This window comes from Streptococcus mitis (genome assembly GCF_946190335.1).
Classification (GTDB): domain Bacteria; phylum Bacillota; class Bacilli; order Lactobacillales; family Streptococcaceae; genus Streptococcus; species Streptococcus mitis_CH.
Genome location: NZ_CAMHZN010000004.1, coordinates 12,399 through 32,583, shown reverse-complemented (window position 1 = coordinate 32,583; position 20,185 = coordinate 12,399). Strand labels below are relative to the sequence as shown.

Annotated in this window: 19 protein-coding genes; 7 read left to right on the top strand and 12 right to left on the bottom strand. The window is 40.7% G+C overall.

What is annotated here, in order from left to right:
- Positions 1–135: 135 nt before the first annotated feature.
- Complete coding sequence (locus N8O43_RS06680) at positions 136–2,103, bottom strand: peptide ABC transporter substrate-binding protein (protein WP_049544886.1); 1,968 nt, start codon at positions 2,101–2,103, stop codon at positions 136–138.
- Between the two features lie 166 nt (positions 2,104–2,269).
- Entirely contained in the window at positions 2,270–3,880 is a 1,611-nt protein-coding gene (locus N8O43_RS06675) for a glycoside hydrolase family 13 protein (protein WP_261089815.1), read from the bottom strand.
- 152 nt (positions 3,881–4,032) lie between these two features.
- Here N8O43_RS06675 and N8O43_RS06670 point away from each other — a divergent pair, with 152 nt between their 5' ends.
- Together N8O43_RS06670 and N8O43_RS06665 are read left to right on the top strand one after the other, a co-directional pair.
- Complete coding sequence (locus tag N8O43_RS06670) at positions 4,033–5,517, top strand: DUF1846 domain-containing protein (RefSeq protein WP_261089814.1); 1,485 nt, start codon at positions 4,033–4,035, stop codon at positions 5,515–5,517.
- A gap of 94 nt (positions 5,518–5,611) precedes the next feature.
- Positions 5,612–6,094, top strand: a complete 483-nt coding sequence (locus tag N8O43_RS06665) for an S-ribosylhomocysteine lyase (protein ID WP_000032547.1) — start codon at positions 5,612–5,614, stop codon at positions 6,092–6,094.
- A 61-nt stretch (positions 6,095–6,155) separates the two neighbouring features.
- On the opposite strand, the gene N8O43_RS06660 is transcribed toward N8O43_RS06665, so the two are convergent.
- From N8O43_RS06660 to rsmH, 5 genes are all read right to left on the bottom strand, one after another.
- Positions 6,156–8,261 (bottom strand): ATP-dependent Clp protease ATP-binding subunit, encoded by a 2,106-nt coding sequence (locus tag N8O43_RS06660; protein ID WP_261089813.1) that lies wholly within the window; start codon positions 8,259–8,261, stop codon positions 6,156–6,158.
- Between the two features lie 339 nt (positions 8,262–8,600).
- Positions 8,601–9,581, bottom strand: coding sequence for a phospho-N-acetylmuramoyl-pentapeptide-transferase (mraY, locus tag N8O43_RS06655; RefSeq protein WP_000470817.1), 981 nt, complete (start codon positions 9,579–9,581; stop codon positions 8,601–8,603).
- 1 nt (position 9,582) lies between these two features.
- The gene (gene pbp2x, locus N8O43_RS06650) at positions 9,583–11,835 is read right to left on the bottom strand and encodes a penicillin-binding protein PBP2X (RefSeq protein WP_261089812.1); all 2,253 of its coding nucleotides are present in this window, start codon (positions 11,833–11,835) and stop codon (positions 9,583–9,585) included.
- A 3-nt stretch (positions 11,836–11,838) separates the two neighbouring features.
- Entirely contained in the window at positions 11,839–12,156 is a 318-nt protein-coding gene (gene ftsL, locus N8O43_RS06645) for a cell division protein FtsL (RefSeq protein WP_000227824.1), read from the bottom strand.
- A gap of 9 nt (positions 12,157–12,165) precedes the next feature.
- Positions 12,166–13,116: a 16S rRNA (cytosine(1402)-N(4))-methyltransferase RsmH gene (gene rsmH / locus N8O43_RS06640; protein WP_238095662.1), complete on the bottom strand. Its 951-nt coding sequence runs from the start codon at positions 13,114–13,116 to the stop codon at positions 12,166–12,168.
- 166 nt (positions 13,117–13,282) lie between these two features.
- Between rsmH and N8O43_RS06635 the strand changes: the two genes are divergently transcribed.
- The 5 genes from N8O43_RS06635 to N8O43_RS06615 are packed head-to-tail and all read left to right on the top strand — an operon-like array spanning position 13,283 to position 15,446.
- Complete coding sequence (locus tag N8O43_RS06635; RefSeq protein ID WP_001082470.1) at positions 13,283–13,477, top strand: helix-turn-helix transcriptional regulator; 195 nt, start codon at positions 13,283–13,285, stop codon at positions 13,475–13,477.
- A 14-nt stretch (positions 13,478–13,491) separates the two neighbouring features.
- A complete protein-coding gene (locus N8O43_RS06630; RefSeq protein ID WP_261089809.1) occupies positions 13,492–14,031 on the top strand; it encodes a DUF3278 domain-containing protein in 540 nt (179 codons plus the stop codon).
- 9 nt (positions 14,032–14,040) lie between these two features.
- Positions 14,041–14,382, top strand: coding sequence for a hypothetical protein (locus tag N8O43_RS06625; protein ID WP_261089808.1), 342 nt, complete (start codon positions 14,041–14,043; stop codon positions 14,380–14,382).
- Between the two features lie 12 nt (positions 14,383–14,394).
- The gene (locus N8O43_RS06620) at positions 14,395–14,973 is read left to right on the top strand and encodes a DUF3278 domain-containing protein (RefSeq protein WP_084927874.1); all 579 of its coding nucleotides are present in this window, start codon (positions 14,395–14,397) and stop codon (positions 14,971–14,973) included.
- Positions 14,970–15,446, top strand: coding sequence for a glutathione peroxidase (locus N8O43_RS06615; RefSeq protein WP_261089806.1), 477 nt, complete (start codon positions 14,970–14,972; stop codon positions 15,444–15,446). Before N8O43_RS06620 ends, N8O43_RS06615 begins: the two co-directional genes overlap by 4 nt.
- A gap of 142 nt (positions 15,447–15,588) precedes the next feature.
- Here the strand turns inward: N8O43_RS06615 and N8O43_RS06610 are convergent, their stop codons facing one another.
- The 5 genes from N8O43_RS06610 to N8O43_RS06590 form a co-directional block, all read right to left on the bottom strand.
- Complete coding sequence (locus N8O43_RS06610) at positions 15,589–15,882, bottom strand: DUF5960 family protein (RefSeq protein ID WP_261089805.1); 294 nt, start codon at positions 15,880–15,882, stop codon at positions 15,589–15,591.
- Positions 15,875–16,237, bottom strand: coding sequence for a hypothetical protein (locus tag N8O43_RS06605; RefSeq protein ID WP_261089803.1), 363 nt, complete (start codon positions 16,235–16,237; stop codon positions 15,875–15,877). Before N8O43_RS06605 ends, N8O43_RS06610 begins: the two co-directional genes overlap by 8 nt.
- Entirely contained in the window at positions 16,234–17,649 is a 1,416-nt protein-coding gene (locus N8O43_RS06600) for a Y-family DNA polymerase (protein WP_261089801.1), read from the bottom strand. The genes N8O43_RS06605 and N8O43_RS06600 overlap by 4 nt, the downstream gene beginning before the upstream one ends.
- Positions 17,650–17,652: 3 nt before the next feature.
- Positions 17,653–18,339 (bottom strand): XRE family transcriptional regulator, encoded by a 687-nt coding sequence (locus N8O43_RS06595; RefSeq protein WP_261089799.1) that lies wholly within the window; start codon positions 18,337–18,339, stop codon positions 17,653–17,655.
- A 371-nt stretch (positions 18,340–18,710) separates the two neighbouring features.
- Positions 18,711–20,120, bottom strand: a complete 1,410-nt coding sequence (locus N8O43_RS06590; RefSeq protein WP_390899112.1) for a peptide MFS transporter — start codon at positions 20,118–20,120, stop codon at positions 18,711–18,713.
- Positions 20,121–20,185: the final 65 nt, after the last annotated feature.

Sequence of the window (20,185 nt, the reverse complement as noted above, 5' to 3'; positions counted from 1 at the left end):
AGTTTATAAACTTTAGTCATAAAAAAACAAAGGATTTCTGTCTTTCATACAGTCCTCCCTTGTTTTTATGCGATTTATCATTTAAATATCAATGAATTAACTGATAACCTAACGAAAGCAAGAATCTCATTCACGTTATTTTATGTGCTTTTCTAAATCCTTTTGATACTGAGCATTCGATTCCAGTTTTTCCTTTTGCCACTTTTTGAAGGCCGCATCATACTCTTTAGTTGTCACAATATCATTTTGAAGTTCCATTCCTTTAAAAATAAATGGATCCCCCTTAATACCGACCTGTGAATAAGCTTTGGTAAATGGAACAGTACGACTAACCATAGGAGAGCCCCCTGAAGAAGCAACTGGAATAAGAAGTGAACTATCAGTAACCCAAGCCTGTGCTTTAGCATACTTTTCGTATCGTTTATCAAGATTACTTGTCTCAGAAGCCGCATCATCCAAGAGCTTCTTGTATTCATCCAAGCCAACTTTTGCCACAACTTCAGGATCCTTGCCCTTTGTTATACCTAGATGTTTCAAGGCAGAACCCTTCTTAGCATCTAAAATATTGAGATAGGTTGCTGGATCTTGGTAATCTGGTCCCCAACCTGTTCCGTTCAAATCATAATCTTTTTGGGTTGGAACTTTAGCTTGAGAAGTAATACTTTCCTTCTCATTATCTGTCATTTGAAGAACATCTATAATCACATTCTCCGTTCCAAGCGTTTCTTCAATTGATTGTTTTAGCGAATTGGTTTGTTGAACCGCAACTACATCTGTCTGTTCTACTGGCACATCTAGATGAATCGGGAAACTCACTCCCTTAGCTTGCAATTCTGACTTCGCTTTTTCAAATGCAGACTTGGCCTTTGTTGGATTGTAAATTGTATCCTTACCATCTGTGAGAGTCACATCTTTCCACTGTTCTCCATATTTCAGTAGTTCATCCTGAGCCAACTGTCCGAAGGTCTTCCCAGCTACTTGAACGTAATTATCTGGCACTAGACTATTACGAATAATCTTATCCGCACCCTCTTCACCGTTTAATTGAGCTGTATAGGCGTGGCGATTGAAGGCAAAATTAATTGCTTGACGGAAATTTTTATTCAGCATGGCTTCTTTTGTAGAAAGCTTTTGTCCTTCATCTGTCTTGGCTGTTTTATTATATGATTGACGATTTACGTTAAAAGTAAAGTAATAACTAGTTGCTTCCTGAGGGCTATAAATAATCTGATCTCCATATTTCTCTTTGGTAGAAGCAAAACTTGAACTATTTGGGAAAAGTCTCGCTGTATTATATGCTCCTGTAGCGAAACTACGGATAAGGGATTCTTGATCTGATCCGTCATAGAATGTTAATTTTACATTATCAATCTTGACATTTTCCTTATCCCAATAGTTAGGATTTTTTTCATATTCAATCACAGATTTAGAAATCAAAGATTTCAAAAAATATGGACCATTGTAAAGAATACTTGATGGGGTTGGCGCTCCGTAATCCTTGCCTGTTGCATTCAAAAATTCTTCATTTACAGGGAGCATGGTTGCTGTTGTTACTTTAGAGTTCCAAAAACTTTCTGGTTTATTAAGGGTATATTCTACCGTATAATCATCAAGAGCTTTAACACCTACAGTTGAAAAATCATTGGTCTCACCACTAACATAAGCCTCCAAACCTTTGATTGATTTTTCAATCAAAGAAAGACCATCTGACTTAGCATCTGCTGCATGCTTCAGACCTGTAACAAAATCCTGCGCCTTAACTTCTGCATACTCCTCTCCTTCAGAAGTATACCACTTCACCCCCTTACGAAGTTTGTAAGTGTAAGTCAAACCATCGGTTGAAACAGTCCAATCCTCTGCTAAAGACGGAACAAGATTCCCATATTTATCATTCTCTAAAAGACCATCAACAACATTACCAATCACGTCAGAAGTAGAACTTTTACTCGTAACGCTATAATCCAAGGAAGACGGATCCACTGCATAAACATAAGAAAAGCTCCTCGGGGCATCTGCTTTCTTATCACTTTTACCACAAGCTGCCAAAAGAAGGGCCGCACTCAAGGTCACTCCCGCTCCTAAGAGCCACTTTTTCGATTGCATAAATAATCTCCTTCAAAATAGTATTTTCACTATTATACCCTATTTTATTATAAAAGCAAGAGCTTTTGACAGATTTTTTAGAAAATTCTAAAAAATCTATTTAAAAGAATTCTCTAAAAAACTTTTAGCAAAACCTCAAACTCTATAAGCTTGAGGTTCTCACTTTTTAGTCAGTCATTTCCACACAGAAAGCATCCCATGGAGCTAAGATTTGTTTTTCAAAGACTTCCTGAGCCACGGTGTTTTCAATCAAGACCGATTTGACGTTTCCTTCTACGGTCAAGTCTTGCTCTTCATTGGACAAGTTAGCCACAACTAAGAAATGACGGTCGCCATCTTTACGAATATAGGCAAAGACCTTGTCAGCTGTATCAAGCAATTCAAAGTCAGCTCGAATCAGCCAGCTATTCTCCTTACGGATTTGAACCAGTTTCTGATAAGTATAAAAAATAGAATCTGGATTTGCCAGCGCTTCTTGAACGTTGATTGCTTGATAGTTTGGATTCACTGCCAACCAAGGTTGACCTGTTGAGAAACCAGCATTTTTGCTCTCATCCCATTGCATAGGGGTACGGGCATTGTCACGTCCAATGACACGGATACTGTCCATGATTTCTTCCATCAGAACGCCTTTTTCAAGAGCCTCACGCGCATAGTTGAGGGATTCAATATCTTCTACTTGGTCCAGTGTTTCAAACGGATAGTTGGTCATCCCAATTTCCTCACCTTGGTAGATATAAGGAGTCCCTCTCATGAGATGAATCAAGATAGCAAAGGCTTTGGCAGATTTTTCACGGTATTCTTGGTCATTTCCCCAGATAGAGACGATACGAGGGAGGTCATGATTGTTCCAGAAGAGGGAATTCCAACCGTCCTCAACTCCTAATTCTGTCTGCCATTTGTTGAAAATCTCTTTTAACTTAGCGATATTCAGCTCTTTTTGATAGTGCCATTTAGGCTGACCTTCCTGATACTGAAGACCGATATGTTCAAACTGGAAGACCATAGACAATTCTTGTCCCTTTGGATCCGAGTAGAGCTTAGCAATCTCTGGCGTTGCTCCCCAGGTCTCTCCCACTGTCAAGAGATTCTTATCTCCAAAGGTCGCCTTATTCATTTCCTTGAGATAGGGATGGAGCATGGGACCATTATTCACTACCTTCTCGTCAGGAATTTTCCCAATCATGTCAATAACATCCATACGGAAACCACCAATCCCTTTATCAATCCAGAAGTTCATCATCTCATAAATTTTCTGACGAAGTTTTTCATTTTCCCAGTTGAGATCAGGCTGTTTCTTGCTGAAAAAGTGGAGATAGTATTGACCTGACTTTTCATCATATTCCCAAGCAGACCCGCTAAAGATAGACTCCAAATCATTGGGTTCATTCCGCCAAATATAGTAATCTCGCTCAGGGTTATCAGGATTTTCACAGGCCTCGACAAACCAAGCATGTTCATCTGAGGTATGATTGACCACCAAGTCCATGATGATACGAATATCACGTTTCTTAGCTTCTGCGATTAATTGGTTCATATCCTCCATGGTCCCAAAAATAGCTGCAATCGCTTGATAATCAGCAATATCATATCCATTATCATCCATAGGACTGTCATAAACTGGAGAAAGCCAAATCGCTGTAATTCCTAACTTGGCTAGATAGTCTAACTTACTGGTAATTCCTGGCAAATCCCCAATTCCATCTCCATTACTATCCATAAAGCTCTTAGGGTAAACTTGATAGACTACGGCATTGTGCCACCATTTTTCTTGCATCTTCTTACCTCATTATTTTCATAATCTACAGTCTATGATAGCGTTTTTCAGAATTTTGTGCAAGCGTTTGCCTAATCTTTTTACTTTCTTTTTCAACTCCATAGTTTCCTAACTTCCAATTTTTTATTATAATAGAGGTCAGAGGTAAAAAAATGAAAAAACAAGCTTTTAGTTCTGAACAATATTTGAATCTACAGCGCGATCACATTTTGGAGCGCATTAACCAATTTGACGGCAAGCTCTACTTGGAGTTTGGTGGCAAAATGTTAGAAGATTTCCACGCTGCTCGTGTTCTTCCTGGTTATGAGCCTGACAACAAAATCAAGCTCTTGCAAGAATTGAAAGAACAAGTTGAGGTTGTGATTGCCATTAACGCTAGCAACATCGAACATTCTAAAGCACGTGGTGACTTGGGCATTTCTTATGACCAAGAAGTTCTTCGCTTGATTGACAAATTCAATGAGCTGGGAATTTTTGTCGGCTCAGTGGTCATCACACAGTACGCTGGCCAACCCGCTGCAGATGCCTTCCGCAATCAACTTGAGAAAAACGGAATTGACTCTTATCTTCATTATCCAATCAAAGGATATCCAACAGATATGGATCATATCATTTCTCCAGAAGGTATGGGGAAAAACGACTACATCAAAACCAGTCGTAACTTGATCGTCGTAACCGCTCCTGGACCTGGTTCTGGAAAATTGGCAACCTGTATGTCCAATATGTACCACGACCAAATCAATGGCATCAAGTCTGGTTACGCTAAATTTGAAACCTTCCCAGTTTGGAATCTTCCCCTTCATCACCCAGTCAACTTGGCCTACGAGGCTGCTACAGCAGACCTTGATGATGTCAACATGATTGATCCTTTCCATCTCCAAACCTACGGAGCAACTACTGTCAACTACAACCGTGATATCGAAATTTTCCCAGTGCTCAAGCGCATGTTAGAACGTATCCTTGGCGAATCTCCATACGCTTCTCCGACAGACATGGGTGTCAACATGGTTGGTTTCGCTATTACAGATGATGAGGCTGCTGTCGAAGCCTCTAAACAAGAAATCATACGCCGTTACTATCAAACTGTTCTTGATTTTAAAGCCGAAAAAGTTGGCGAAGCTGCTGTCAAGAAAATCGAGTTGCTTATGAATGACCTCGGTATCACACCTGCAGACCGTAAGGTTGCTGTCGTTGCGCGTCAAAAAGCAGAAGAAACTAGCGGACCAGCCCTAGCCCTTGAATTGCCAAATGGGGAAATCGTCACAGGTAAGAACTCCGAACTCTTTGGTCCTACAGCCGCTGCTCTTATCAACGCCATCAAGAAATCAGCTGACATCGCTAAAGAAGTAAAACTAATCGAACCTGAAGTTGTTAAGCCAATCCAAGGTCTTAAAATCGATCATCTCGGCAGCCGCAATCCACGCCTGCATTCAAATGAAATCCTGATTGCACTTGCTATCACAGCTACAGAAAATCCTGATGCTGCTCGTGCTATGGAAGAACTTGGCAACCTCAAAGGAAGCGAAGCTCACTCAACCATCATCTTAACCGATGAAGACAAGAATGTCCTTCGCAAATTGGGTATCAATGTAACCTTTGACCCTTACTACCAATACGACCGCTTGTATCGTAAATAAAGATTTCAACCTCTCCACTCTCGGAGAGGTTTTCTCTCTGTCTCAGGAGCCAGCTTTGTGTTATAATGAAAGAAGAAAACTGAAAGGATTTACCATGTCAAAAGAAGTTATTGTTGAAAGTTTTGAACTTGACCACACCATTGTTAAAGCACCTTATGTTCGCTTGATCGGGGAAGAAACAGGGCCAAAGGGAGACATCATCTCCAATTATGATATTCGCTTAGTGCAACCCAATGAAGACTCTATCCCTACTGCTGGCCTTCACACTATCGAGCACCTTTTAGCCAAGCTCATCCGTACCCGCATCGACGGCATGATTGACTGTTCACCATTTGGTTGCCGCACAGGCTTCCACATGATTATGTGGGGGCGCCATACCAGCGCTGAAATTGCGGCTGTTATCAAGGATTCGCTCAAGGAAATCGCTGAGACTACTACTTGGGAAGACGTCCCTGGAACAACCATCGAATCTTGCGGCAACTACAAGGACCACAGCCTCTTTTCTGCTAAAGAATGGGCAAAACTCATCCTAGAACAAGGGATTTCAGACGATGCTTTTGAACGTCATGTCATCTAAACACAAAAAAGGAACCAGTTTTTTCAGCTGGCTCCTTCTTTTTTATGCTCATAATTTTGTCTTAGGCTTTTTCACGAATGACCAAAACACCATCTTCCATGTCAGCTTCTAGGTGTTTAGCATCAAGGTTATCCAAGTGGAAGTCTGTGACTTTGTCACGGATTTGTTGTTCAACCACACGACGGAGTGGACGAACACCCATGACTTCATCGTAGCCTTCCTCAGTCATGTATTCTTTAGCAGCTTCGCTCACTGCCAAGTCAATGTCTTTCTTAGAAAGCGTCTTGTTAACTTCAACCAACATAAGGTCTACAATCTTAGAAAGATCTTCTTTGCTCAAGTGTGAGAATTCGATGACAGCATTGAAACGGTTAAGGAATTCTGGACGGAAGTAAGGTTTCAAACGATCCATCAATTCTGGTTTGTCCGCATCTTCTGTCAAGTTAGCTTCGTAACCAAAGCCTGCGTTTGAAGTTGCGATAATCACCGTATTCTTGAAGTTGACAGTGTTACCTTGACCATCTGTCAAACGACCATCGTCCAAAACTTGAAGGAGAAGGGTGATGACTTGAGGGTCAGCCTTTTCAATTTCGTCGAGAAGGACGATTGAGTATGGATTGCGACGGACGCGTTCTGTCAAGGTATTGTTGTTGTCATCGTAACCAACATAACCTGCAGTTGTACCAATCAATTTAGATACGGCTGTGCGGTCGCTGTATTCTGACATGTCCAAACGGATGATAGCATCTTTCGTTCCGAACATATCAAGAGCCAATTGTTTAGCCAACTCAGTCTTACCAACACCAGTAGGACCTACAAAGAGGAAGCTACCGATTGGACGGTTACCTTCATCAAAACCAGCACGGTTACGACGGATAGCTTTTGCTACTGCTTCAACGGCCTTATCTTGACCAATAACTTTCGTCTGCAAACGATGACCCATATCTTTCAAACGTTCGATGTCCGTAGCCCCCATTTGAGATACTGGAATACCCGTCATACGTTCTACAGATTCAGCCACATCGTTGACACTTGCAGTCACTTTCATATCTTCTGTATGGTTTTCGATTTTCTTTTCCAATTCTGCAATGCGTGTTTTATAGTTTAGAGCTGCTTCAAAATCTTCTGCCTCAACTGCTTTTTCTTGCTTGTCTTTTTCTGCCTCAATTTCACGTTCAACAGCATGAACATCTGTTACTGGATGCTGAGCTGCCAAGTGAGCCGCCGTAACATCGACAAGGTCGATAGCCTTATCTGGCAAACTACGTTGAGGAATATACTGAACAGAATAATCCACTGCTGCTTTTAAGACTTCATCTGGCAAAATAACATTGTGGTGTTGTTGATAGAGATCACGAATTCCTTGAAGGATTTTAAAAGTATCCTCTGCTGAAGGAGCATTGACCTTAACTTCGTTGAAACGACGAGCAAGAGCCGCATTCTTCAAGATGGTGTTACGGTATTCATCTTGAGTTGTCGCTCCAATCACTGTCAATTCACCACGAGAGAGAGCTGGCTTGAGAATGTCCGCAAGCCCTTTAGAACCACTATCTCCACCAGTGCTACCAGCACCAAGGATTTGGTGAATTTCATCAAAGAAGAGAATAATATTTCCTGCTTCTTTCACTTCATTGACTAGATTTTGGACATTTTCTTCAAAGCTACCACGGTATTGAGTACCAGCCTCAAGACCTGAGATATCAATAGAAATAATTTCCTTGTTCTTAATGGCAGCTGGAACATCGCCATTCACAATGGCTTGCGCTAGGCCTTCGACAACTGCTGTCTTACCAACACCTGCGTCTCCAACCAAAACAGGATTGTTTTTGGTACGACGTGAGAGGATTTCAGATGTTTCTTGAATTTCCTTGTTTCGTCCGATAACAGGATCCAGCTTGCCCTCACGTGCTTCTGCTGTCAAGTTTCGACCTAGTTTTGCAAGGACACCGTCTTGTTTCATACCTGAAGACTGTTGTTTCATTTGTCCATCAGTTTCTGCATTTCCTGGCAATTGACCAGTTGCACGATAGTGAGCAAATTCCTCAGGTGTGACTTCACGTCCATTAATCAAGTAACGGCGATTTTCAGAACTATATCCTCGCATACCACCCATCAATTGGTTAAATAAATCATCCATGTTGTTAAAATTATTAAAGTTGTTGTTCATATTCTTTACCTCTTTTTATTTACTTAGTTATGATTACTGATATTGACTATCTTTGACCTTTATCTTAAAAAATTTAGACTAGCTAGATTGCTACTCTACGTACTATTTCTGGTTTTTCTTTTTCAAGCAGGAGTAGACTATCTTTACTTCTGAAGATTTCTAGATTAAACATAGACCCCACCTCTTTCTATTTTACTTTAAACAAGTGTTTTAGTAAGGTTTTCATTTACCTTACGTTCATAATATACTACATTAGTCAGAAAAGGTCAAGGGTTTTGACTTTAATTGACCAATATTTTTTAAACAGCAAAAACACCCTGAAATATCAGGGTGCCATTCTTACATCAAATACAAAATTGCTAGGGTCAGGAGACTTGCTAGAAGCCCCACTCCCCAAAAGAAGAAGTCAACCTTCCACTCGCTCCAAGGATTTCCTTTACCAGACAATCCTCCAAGCTCAAAATGGTGATGCACAGGCGTCATACGGAAAATACGTTTACCACCAGTCATTTTGAAATAGCCGACTTGCATCATAACCGAAGTTGTTTCAAAGACATAAATAATTCCGATAATCAAGAGAGTCCATTCTTGGTGGAGAGCCATTGAAATAGCTGCCAGCATTCCACCGAGAGCCAAACTTCCCACATCTCCCATAAAGACCTTAGCAGGCTTATGGTTAAAGACAAAGAAACCGAGCAAACCACCAATCATGGCAAGAATCACTAGAAGGATATCCATCTGACCTTGCACATAGGCAATAACGCCATAGGCAGACAAACTAATCACAACGGAAATACTAGCCAGACCGTCAATACCATCTGTCAAGTTCACTGCGTTTGAAAAACCAACTAGCCAGAAAAGAGCGAAGACAATATAGAAAATCCCTAGATGTACTTGATAACCAAAGACAGAAAGCATATCGCCACCACGCTCATAGAAAAGGTAGAAAATGACGCCACCTAGAAGCTGAAGAGCCAATTTCTGTTTGGGATTAAGGCCCTCATTGATTTTACGGAAGACCTTGAGGAAGTCATCTAAAAATCCGATTAAACCATAAAGAACCAAGATAAATAAAATCATACCAACATTATTGCTGAGTTGATTACTAAATAGGGCGAAAAAGAAAGCAACTAAAACAGAAGCAATTAAGAAAACCAAACCTCCCATTGTAGGAGTCCCAGCTTTTGCCTGGTGCTGTTTAACATCCTCATGCATCTGCTGGCCTGTAATTTGCGCCTTTCTATAAAATTGGATAAAGGCTGGAATTCCTACCAAAGTTAGTAAAAATGTCACAATTCCAGCACTGATAGAAATAAACATATTAGTCTCCTAAAGTTAATTTAATTTTTTTAATGTTTTTGATAGCTGTATTAGTCCGAACATCTTGCTTCTGAACGACGGAACCTGAACCTTCAAATTCCAACTCAATATCCAACCATTTAGCAAAGGTTTCAGCAGTCTCTTTTTTCCAGCCATACATGTCTGGAATTTCTTCTACCTTATCCGATAAAAGGAGAACTTGTTGGTTTGGTGCAAGATTGGTCCCTTCTTCTACAGAAGTCTCTTTAATCTTTGTTCCAGTACCTACAACGATTGGTTGCACAATATTTCGGCGTAAGGCTTCCGCCAAATCACCAGGTGAAATATCCTTAATGCTAGGCATTGCATAAGAAGATTCTGTCGTCACTTGATCTAAATTCTTGGCTGGAGATTGAAGATTCAGAGATTCTTTCATAGCTGAAGCTCTCTCAAGGATTGGATTAGTAAACTCCCCAAGCGGAATTCCTGAATAATGTTCAGGCTGTTGAACCGTTACATACAAGATAAAATCAGGATTTTCAGCAGGGTTCATAGCCACAACCGAGAAAATGTAGTTGGTAGAACCAACCAAGTAGCCTCCATTTTTCTCGTCAGCGATTTGAGCCGTACCAGACTTGAGGGCTACATTTTGTCCTGGAACATTGACAGTTGCTTTTCCTGTACTATGATTATACATAGTTCCATATATAGGATCCGTTCCTACCAAGACCATGTGAGTACGAGTTTGGCTAGCTGCATCTTTCGAAACGGGATTTCCTACGATTTCTTTTTGAGATCTACGAACGGTTTGATCATTTGGATCATACAAGGCCGTAATAAATTTAGGCTCCAACATAACCCCATCATTGGCAATGGCTGTAAAAGCACGTAGCATCTGGGTCTGCGTTACAGAAATCCCCTGACCAAATGCACTCATGGCAATATTAACAATATTATCTGCAGGCAATTGACCTGAATACTCATCAGTCAGACCAAAACGCGTCGGAACCCCAAACTTAAAGCGGTTTAGATAATCCAACCAAGTAGCATCTCCCATTTTTTGTTCAAGTAGACTCATTCCAACATTACTGGAGTGAGCGAAACCTTGTAAGAAAGTCATCATCCCACCAGTCGTCAAACCATCATTAACATCCCAATCTCGAATTGTCGCATCCGCTATTTTTAATTCACTACTATTGAAGTATTCTCCACCTGGGAAGGTATTGTTATCAATAGAAGCTGCTAGCGTCATGACCTTCAGGGCTGATCCTGGTTCGTAATTACTTTGATAAAGAATATCACGCCAAACAAAGTCTTTGGTGATACCATCCTTAGTATCTGCATTAAAGGTAGGTCGTTGGGTGGTAGCAAGGATTTCACCGGTCTTTGCACTGACCAAGGTCGCGGTCATATACTTACCTTTTACTTTTTCCAGAAAGGCATCCATCTGAGTTTCCATGAAAGATTGGAGCGGGCTAGACAATGTTGTATAAACATCCTTGCCATCTACAGTCTGCTGCGCTACCTGTTCTGTACCGGGTACGATATTTCCTACACGGTCTTTTTCATAGGTAATAATACCGTCTGTCCCAGCAAGAATGGTATTTAACGAACTCTCCAGACCAAAAGTTCCTAATAAACTCTTACTGCCGTCCTCATTTTCATGAAGTTGGGCTAACCCAATAAAACTAGAAGCAAATTGTCCATTTGGGTAGCTTCTGTTAGGGCTAGTTGTAAAGTCTATTCCTTCCACACTAGCATCTTTCAAATCTTTTTTAATAGCCATCATATTGGCATAGGTAATCCCATTTCCTTTTGCACCAAAGGAAACCTGGGTCAGATTTGGTTGAGCCAATTGCTCTTTCACATAAGCTTCATCCATGTCTAAATACTTATGGAAGACTTCAGCTACCTTATTAAACTGCGAATCCTCTACATAAAGAATTTTTCCAGTTGCTGACTTGTATTTTTTATCAATAACAGCATACACGTTATAAGAGGTCGCATCTTCAGCGATAGGCACTCCATTTCGGTCATAGATAGTCCCACGTTTGGCAGGAACTGTTCGGGTTGTTTGGTGAACCTTTTTAGCCTCTTTTACCAAGTCAGTACCAAATATATTACCTTTTGCGATAATATAAGCAAAATTGGCCAAAAAGAGGCCGAAAAGGGCAACAGCTACAAAGCTGAGGTACTTACCAACTATCCTACGGTTTTTTGCTGGAGATTTACGATTTTTTATCGCAAATCGGGTTATTTTTTCTGTCCATTTCATATCTTACTCCGCTGTTCGGATATTTTCATTATTCAATTTCAAATCTTTTTTATCTGCAATCTCTTTCAAGCGCTCTGAACGAATCAATTCATTCACTTCCTGCTTAGCATCATCGAGCTCTGTCTTCTTTTCCTCTATCTGCGCATTGATTTTTGTTAAATCACTTTGCACTTGCAAGAGTCGTGTCTGCATAAAGATAATGCTCACTGCTAAAACGAGTGCCGTAAAAGCGATGGAAAGATAAAAAGCCTTCTCCACACGTGAGAATTTTTTTATACGATTCTGCAAGAATTGACTGGTTGTTTCTTTCTTATCTACCATTTTTTCCTCTTACTTGTGAATTTTTCTGGCCACGCGCAACTTGGCTGAGTGCGAGCGGTTATTGGCTTCTAACTCCTCTGCACTTGGCAAGATTGGCTTACGGGATACCAATTCCATCTTGGGCTTGAGATCATCTGGAATGAAAGGTAAACCTTTGGGAACTTCAACCGTTGAAGCCTCCTTGAACAATTGCTTGGTCAAGCGGTCTTCTAAGGAATGAAAGGTAATCACTGAGATTCTACCATCTAGAGCCAACATCTCCATAGCCTGCTGAATGGACTCATCTGCTGCTCCCAGTTCATCATTGACTTCAATTCGAATAGCCTGGAAAATCTGCTTGGCAGGATGCCCCTTCTTCTTGAGTTCCTTGGCAGGCTTAGCCGACTTGATAATCTCTGCCAACTCAGTCGTTGTCTCGATTGGCTTGACTTCACGTGCTTGTTCGATCTTACGCGCAATCTGTTTAGAGAATTTATCCTCACCATACTTGAAGAAAATACGAACCAAGTCATGATAGTCATAGTGGTTCACCACTTCATAGGCTGTCAGACTAGCTTCCTGATTCATCCGCATGTCCAGCGGCGCATCCTTTTTATAAGAAAAACCACGCTCACGCTGGTCCAGCTGAGGACTAGACACTCCCAAGTCATAACAAATTCCATCAATTTCCTGAACACCAGCTTCGCGCAAACGTGCCTGTAAATGACGGAAGTTATCCTTGATAAAGGTTACCATCCCTTTTTCGATATAGGGTGCCAAGCGTTCTTGCGCATTATCAATGGCATTCTGATCCTGGTCAAAGGCATAGAGATGGCCTTTTTCACTTAATTTACTTAATAAATATTCGCTATGGCCTGCTCCACCCAAAGTCGCATCAACGTAGATACCGTCAGGCTTTACGTCGAGCATATCAATCGTTTCGTGGAGTAAGACCGTTACATGATGAAATTCTTTTGTCATATCTTATCTATTTTACCACAAATCCGACCAGCTTGCACTAGTCAGACAAATAGGCCAAATGTAAGTAAGATTTCTTTAAGAAATATGTCAAATATGCTTGACATTCACTCTATAGAAGAATATAATATAGTCAAATATATGCGAGACAAATCAGAAAGGAGAACAGATGAATCGTGTGAAAGAATTTCGCAAAGAACTGGGCATTTCCCAGCTCGAGCTCGCCAAGGATATTGGTGTCTCGAGACAGACTATCAACATGATTGAAAACGACAAGTACAACCCAACTCTGGAACTCTGTCTCAATCTCGCCCGCAGCCTCCAAACTGACCTCAACAGTCTCTTTTGGGAGGATGATTTTTAAAAAGGAGCCAACACATGAAAAAAGAAACCTTCACTGAAAAACTGATCAAGCGCACATACGGTATTTCTGATCCACTTGACGAATACAAACGACGCGAGGCAGACCGTATAGGTAACCAAGTCTTTATCTTCCTCTTTTATCTGATGATTTTTGGCAATCTTATTCCTCTCGTTCTAGCCTATAAATATCCTCAACTAGTAGCTCTAGTCTATCCTCCTCTGATTTTGGCAATCGCCCTCATCGCTGCTGGCTATGTCACCTATCAAATGCAAAAAACAGGGATTACAACTATTGAACCAGATAGGTTGAGCGAGAAAGAAAGTAAGCAACTACACTACCCTGGTCTGAAAGCCGGTTTATTCTTTGGTCTATGGATGTTTTTTATAACGCCTCTTCTCCATATACTCATAGGTGACAGTCAGGACTATTTTCAGTCTCTTCTCACTATAAGAAATGCTTTATCAAGCATTCTAGGTTCTGTCTTCTTCGGAGCAAGCATACAGTTTCTCATCTCCCGTCGCATTGCAAAAGCCAAGGAAGATCAGGATGATTAGGAGGTACCTATGAAATCACTAGTAACTTTACTATTCAGTCATATTTTTGTCAGCATCTTTATTACCTTCGTCCTGGTTTCTGGACATATTACGCGTCCTTTCTTGATCATTTTCCTTTTATTTCTTCCTTTGCTGAACAAGGGACAAATACTTCAGAAAATCCAATCCAAAAAAATACGCCTTCTAAACGTATCTCTCTGTTTTATTCTCGTATCCTTCCCACAACTTTTAAGGAGTCCTGCAGATTGGAGATATCTAGTATTTCTAACAACCTGTATCATTTTTAGCTTGATTTACTTCTATACTTTCTATCAACTCGTTAAAGAAGTCAATCAAAAACCACTCATTTAGGAGGTTACTAGCATGAAAAAAGAAGACTTAACAACTCGCCTACTTCGAAATTTCTTTCATATCCAAGGGCCTTTTGATGAATGCCGTCAAGAGGTTATCTACAAGGCTTGCGCCCGTTCCATGATCCAAATCTTTTACTCTTCCTTCATTCTCTTCCTATTCTATATTTTGTTCGGAAGCTTTATAGAAATTGTTCGAAATGTTATGCCCTACATCTATTTTGGACTCATTTTGTTCATGAGTATAAAAGCTCAAAAAGCCGTCCAAGAGCTTCATCTTGAAAAGGATGACAAATCAGAAATCATTCTCAAAACCTACAGCAAAGCCCAAATCAAATTCCGAAGCTGGATTGTGTTTATCGGTATTCAGATTGGCTTCTTTACCTTACTCATCTTTCATAAAGTCTTCGTTCAGCAGATGTCCCTTTCAGATTTTGTGAAATTGCTCTTGCAATTCGATAAAAGTGGTCCTTTCCTGATGTATGGCCTCATTATCGGTAGCATTTTTGGAACCCTGACCTACGGATTTCTATCACTACAGGAGGAGAAAACTCCTAAAAATACCAAACAGAAGGAGAAAAGCAAGCAATGACTTCACTATACGATTTTTCAGTCTTGAACCAAGACAATCAAGAAACTCCACTAGAGACCTATCGTGGTAAGGTTCTCTTGGTTGTCAACACTGCTACTGGATGTGGTTTAACGCCCCAGTACCAAGGACTTCAAGAACTCTATGATCGCTATCAAGAACAAGGTTTTGAGATTTTAGACTTCCCTTGCAATCAGTTTATGGGACAAGCACCAGGCAGCGCAGAGGAAATCAACAGCTTCTGTAACCTACATTATCAGACCACCTTCCCACGTTTTGCCAAGATAAAGGTCAACGGTAAGGAAGCAGATCCCCTCTATGTTTGGTTGAAAGAACAAAAATCTGGCCCACTGGGAAAACGAGTCGAATGGAATTTCGCTAAGTTTCTCATCGGTCGTGATGGTCAGGTCTTTGAACGCTTCTCTTCAAAAACAGACCCAAAACAAATTGAAGAGGCCATACAAAACCTACTATAATTTCACAATCTCACTATTATTAGTTCTCCTTTAGCCTAAGAATAGTGGGATTTTTTGATGGGCTTTGACTTGAATAGGAAAACACCCCATGATATGAACCATGAAGTGTTGTAAAAATGATACATTCATAGCAGACAAGGCACTACTGACTGCTATTCTTGACTCCTGAGTATGTATAGGTCCTATTTCTGGGACACGCTTTTTCCGTTACCACCCTGAAATAAAAGCTATGCTCTCGCCCATCCTTGGCATTTTCCTTATTTAAGACAAAGTAGTTTTTCTGATTCATCGCCATGGTTCGTAGGATGTCATCAATCAAGAAAGTCAAGGGTACGTTCATGGCAGAGTATTTTTGAAAATCCTCTTCAAAACGAATATAAGAATCTGAAAAATAATCCATCTGCAGTTTATTTTCATACAACTCTTTTCTAGTCATACACTCCCTCCTCCCACAGTCGAATTTCTAGGATATCTGCAAGCTCTATCAGCCTATAACCATCGCTTGTTCTAATAGATAATGATTTAGAGGATAACTCTCTCACCTTACCGATGATAGTGCCTTTCTGCTTCTTTTCTTTAACCACAAAACTTCCCTTCAGTTGGCCAACATAAAGCTGGGAAAGCAAGTGTAACCTCTCAACCGAGTTCAAATCTGTCGAAAAATCAACCCGATTTTTTTCTTCACTGAGCGAACTGGTATGTTCTGAGAGGTAAAACCCCATCCACTTCTGCATACCTGGATCTTGATAATCTCGCGCGGATTGAAAGGGTAAATAAGAACGATCAATCATTTTAATCCATCTAATCCTCCAGCAGAATGGCCCCCAATCAGCTTGCTTCTAGCAAGACTCCTAGAGGCCTCTTCTAGTGCATTGGCTTTTAAGAGAGAAGTAAAACCAAATTCTTCCCGAATAGAGTCAATAGCCGTCTGGAGCCTTTCTTCTTTTTCTAACTTGTCAACATCATCAAAGAGGGAAATCAAGCCGAAGGACTCGTCTACAAATCCTGAATAGTTTACTCCGACACTTCTGATCGCTCCTGAAGTGTATTTATTATGAAATAACTTCAAAACGTGGTCTGTTAAAACAGCTGTATTATTTGTAGGTTCCACCTTCATTTGTGTGTGAATAGAGGGCCTGACTTCCTGTTTAGAGAAACCGACATAGATAGAGACAAGGGTTGTTTTCTTGCCAGATCTCCTCAATCTAATAGCCACCTGCTCCGCCATTTCTCGAAGAATAATTTCGATATCTCGTAGCTTCACGTAGTCTCTCGGCAAGATTTGAGAATTCCCCAATCCCTTGGATTTGGCTTTATAGGGCTTATGAACATTGCTCTCATCAATTCCGTTAGCATGAAACCACAAACGCAGACCAGCCTGACCCAGAGCTTTCTTTAGCTGGTCGGGATTGCTGGTTGCCAATTCCTTGATGGAAAAAATCCCCAGAGCATGCAAGCGTTTCTCCATCCGCCTGCCAATCCCCCAAAAATCCGTCATCTTGGTAATGGACCAGACCTTCTCTTCCACATCCTGGTAAGACCAGTTGGCCCTCATGGTCGGAGTGTGCTTAGCCTCATTATCCAGAGCCAACTTGGCCAGTAAGGGATTGGCATTTGACATGCCCACTGTAGCATAGATCCCTGTCTGCCTCCAAATATCCCTCTGAATACGAGCAGAAAGCATATCCAGCTTATTTTTGCGAGAGAGAATCTTATCTGGGATGAAATAGTTGAGCGAACTAGTCAGGTCAATAAAGCCCTCATCGATAGAGTAAGGATAAATATCATCTGGACTGCCATAGTTTTGAAAGATTCGCTGAATTTCCATATTGACTGCAATGTACTCATCCATACTGGGTGGGACAATCAAGGTCACTTGAGCCCAATCTTCGATGTAGCGAACATAGTCTGAATCAGTAGGTAGCCCTTGCTTTCGAGCATTGTAGTAGGAAAATTTTCGCGTTTTGATATCAAAAGGCAAATCATAGGCCCGACCAACATTTGACTTGCCAAAAATCTTCTTAAACATGGGAGAGGAGGCTAGGATAAGACCAGTTGAATTATCCGCGCGACTCATGACACAAAGCGAGGTTTTCAGCGGATGCAAGCCCCTTTTCACACACTCAACACTGGCATAAAAGGATTTCATATCGATAAAGGCAATGTCACTTTTGGGCTCTCTGGAATAATCAAAGTAGCCCATTGGCTATCCCTCCATCGGCACAAAGTTCCCAACGATAATCCCCACAATCCTAGGATCTTCCTCATAGGAGAGGAAAATATCCTTGTATTTAGGATTGATAGATACCAGACGCAATCCATTCTCCTCTCGATAGACCCGTTTGATATAGGTCTGGTTGTTGCAAACCACTGCATAAACCGCTCCATCATAGTCAAATCCTGTCTCTCGAATCAGAGCTACTGAACCATTTTGGTATTTAGGTTCCATGGAGTCCCCAGACACCCATGACGCAAAATCATGAGCCAACTCCTCATTAAAGTAAACCGTATCAAAATTCTGATCATCGTAGACCGAAGCCCCAATCCCTGCTGACATGCGTTCATAAACACGGTACTCGTAGAGGCGCTCTGGCATAGCTGTCACTTTCTGGGCTTGCTCCTCTTGAGATAGGTTGCGAGCATAGAGAACAACCTTCTCCTGGCCTTGCTTAGAGAGGCTATGGTAGAGACGGACAATCTCGATCTGAGTAAAATATCCTTTTGGTACTTTTAAAATATTCTCTAGCTGGGCTACCTTCTCCTTAGACGGTTCTTTGATTCCACGTTCCCAAGCTGAGTAAGCTTGGAAACTAATCCCAAGTTGCTCTGCAATTTCCTTCTGTGTCAGTTTTAACTCTTTCCTCCGAGCCTTTAATTTTTCTGGCTGATACATACTTCACCTCCTATTATGATGCTTTAATGGACATTATCTCCCTTAGAAAGACTAATCGATGCTTGAAGTCATATTTTTAAAATTCAACCAATATGGTTTAGTTTTATTATATAAAAAAAGTGGACGGTTGTCTACTAGGAATATCATAAACATCATGAGTTTTATACTCAATGAAAATCAAAGAGCAAACTAGGAAACTAGCCGCAGGCTGTACTTGAGTACGGCAAGGCGACGTTGACGCGGTTTGAATTTGATTTTCGAAGAGTATTAATCAAACTAAAAGGACTTAGCCCTGTACCATACAGAACTAAATCCTTTGAATAAATAATTGATCTAACTTTTAAAATTCCTACAGAAATTCCAGTTTTTCTCTATTTGATACCAGACATTAGTTTTTCAATACGTGGAACGTAGAAGAATAAGATAATACTGAATACAATCGTAATGCCTCCAACAATTCCATAGTAAGCGACTTCAGTCTCGCTTGTATAAAATTTTACAATTTGAGCATTGATAGCTTGGGCAGCAGCATTACTCAAGAACCAGATAGACATCATTTGTGCTTGGAAGGATTTTGGTGCTAGCTTAGTAGTGACTGATAGACCAATAGGCGAAATCAACATTTCCCCCACAATCACAATAGCCCAACTCATAATCAACCAGAAAGGACTGACCTTAACATCTACCCCAAAGAGCATCCCTGGTAACATCATCCACAAGAAGGATAGACCTGCCGCAAATAAACCGTAAGCAAATTTCTTAGAAGAGGACGGTTGATTTTTACCCATTTTCCCCCACAACCACGCAAAAATCGGAACATAAATCATAATGAAAAGTGGATTGATACTTTGGAAAAAGCTAGATGGGAAATGAATCTGATTTCCAAATACATTAAAGTAAAGTCGAGTCTGATCATCCGCAAATAGAGCAAGAACAACAGAACCCTGCTCCTCAATAGACCAGAAGAGTACTCCAGCGATAAATAGAGGAATGTAGGCAAATACTCGAGATCTCTCAGTGGCAGTTATTTTCTGACTAGATAAAATTTTGAAGAAATAGTAGATTGGAATGATTACCGCAATTATTGTAAAGATATTAACAATCATATCCACGTTAAACTGGTGAGTAAAGACTAAACCTAGAACCACCAGAACAACCATGACAAGTGTAATCAGCAAGCGTTTAATCAAGATCTGCTGCTCCTTCTGTGAAAGTGGATCAGTGGGGTAAAGACTTGATTCAGGCAGGTATTTCTTCCCATCTAAAACATATTTCACAAGACCAAAGAACATCCCAATGGCAGCTAATGAGAAACCTAGATGGAAATTGACTTCCTGACCTAGATAACCCACTAGATAAGGGGCAACGAAGGCACCTAAGTTAATACCAAAGACAAAGATACTAAATCCTGCATCCCGTCTATCATCCTCTTTCTCATAAATTCCCCCAACCATATCTGAGATATTAGGTTTTAAAAATCCAGTACCAAAAATAATCAAAGCAATAGAAAGATAGAGAGCCACTTGTCCAAAAGGTGTTGCCAAAGCAATATGCCCTAGCATAATCAAAATCCCACCGTAAAAGACGGTCTTACGGCTTCCTAAAATACGGTCACTGACAAAACCACCTACAACCGAGGATAAAAATACCAGCGAGCCATAAATCGCCATAACCGATGCAGCTGTGGTCTTATCCATCCCCAACCCACCATCTTGCACACTATAGTACATATAGTAAAGTAGGATAGCTCGCATCCCATAGTAAGAAAAGCGCTCCCACATCTCTGTAAAGAAGAGGGTGGACAAGCCCATAGGATGTCCAAAAAATGTTTTCTGTTTTTCCATAT

Excerpts from the sequence above, each read along its gene's own strand:
- N8O43_RS06680 (WP_049544886.1), bottom strand. The coding sequence starts at position 2,103 with ATGCAATCGAAAAAGTGGCTCTTAGGAGCGGGAGTGACCTTGAGTGCG.
- N8O43_RS06675 (WP_261089815.1), bottom strand. The coding sequence starts at position 3,880 with ATGCAAGAAAAATGGTGGCACAATGCCGTAGTCTATCAAGTTTACCCT.
- N8O43_RS06670 (WP_261089814.1), top strand. The coding sequence starts at position 4,033 with ATGAAAAAACAAGCTTTTAGTTCTGAACAATATTTGAATCTACAGCGC.
- N8O43_RS06665 (WP_000032547.1), top strand. The coding sequence starts at position 5,612 with ATGTCAAAAGAAGTTATTGTTGAAAGTTTTGAACTTGACCACACCATT.
- N8O43_RS06660 (WP_261089813.1), bottom strand. The coding sequence starts at position 8,261 with ATGAACAACAACTTTAATAATTTTAACAACATGGATGATTTATTTAAC.
- mraY (WP_000470817.1), bottom strand. The coding sequence starts at position 9,581 with ATGTTTATTTCTATCAGTGCTGGAATTGTGACATTTTTACTAACTTTG.
- pbp2x (WP_261089812.1), bottom strand. The coding sequence starts at position 11,835 with ATGAAATGGACAGAAAAAATAACCCGATTTGCGATAAAAAATCGTAAA.
- ftsL (WP_000227824.1), bottom strand. The coding sequence starts at position 12,156 with ATGGTAGATAAGAAAGAAACAACCAGTCAATTCTTGCAGAATCGTATA.
- rsmH (WP_238095662.1), bottom strand. The coding sequence starts at position 13,116 with ATGACAAAAGAATTTCATCATGTAACGGTCTTACTCCACGAAACGATT.
- N8O43_RS06635 (WP_001082470.1), top strand. The coding sequence starts at position 13,283 with ATGAATCGTGTGAAAGAATTTCGCAAAGAACTGGGCATTTCCCAGCTC.
- N8O43_RS06630 (WP_261089809.1), top strand. The coding sequence starts at position 13,492 with ATGAAAAAAGAAACCTTCACTGAAAAACTGATCAAGCGCACATACGGT.
- N8O43_RS06625 (WP_261089808.1), top strand. The coding sequence starts at position 14,041 with ATGAAATCACTAGTAACTTTACTATTCAGTCATATTTTTGTCAGCATC.
- N8O43_RS06620 (WP_084927874.1), top strand. The coding sequence starts at position 14,395 with ATGAAAAAAGAAGACTTAACAACTCGCCTACTTCGAAATTTCTTTCAT.
- N8O43_RS06615 (WP_261089806.1), top strand. The coding sequence starts at position 14,970 with ATGACTTCACTATACGATTTTTCAGTCTTGAACCAAGACAATCAAGAA.
- N8O43_RS06610 (WP_261089805.1), bottom strand. The coding sequence starts at position 15,882 with ATGACTAGAAAAGAGTTGTATGAAAATAAACTGCAGATGGATTATTTT.
- N8O43_RS06605 (WP_261089803.1), bottom strand. The coding sequence starts at position 16,237 with ATGATTGATCGTTCTTATTTACCCTTTCAATCCGCGCGAGATTATCAA.
- N8O43_RS06600 (WP_261089801.1), bottom strand. The coding sequence starts at position 17,649 with ATGGGCTACTTTGATTATTCCAGAGAGCCCAAAAGTGACATTGCCTTT.
- N8O43_RS06595 (WP_261089799.1), bottom strand. The coding sequence starts at position 18,339 with ATGTATCAGCCAGAAAAATTAAAGGCTCGGAGGAAAGAGTTAAAACTG.
- N8O43_RS06590 (WP_390899112.1), bottom strand. The coding sequence starts at position 20,120 with ATGTGGGAGCGCTTTTCTTACTATGGGATGCGAGCTATCCTACTTTAC.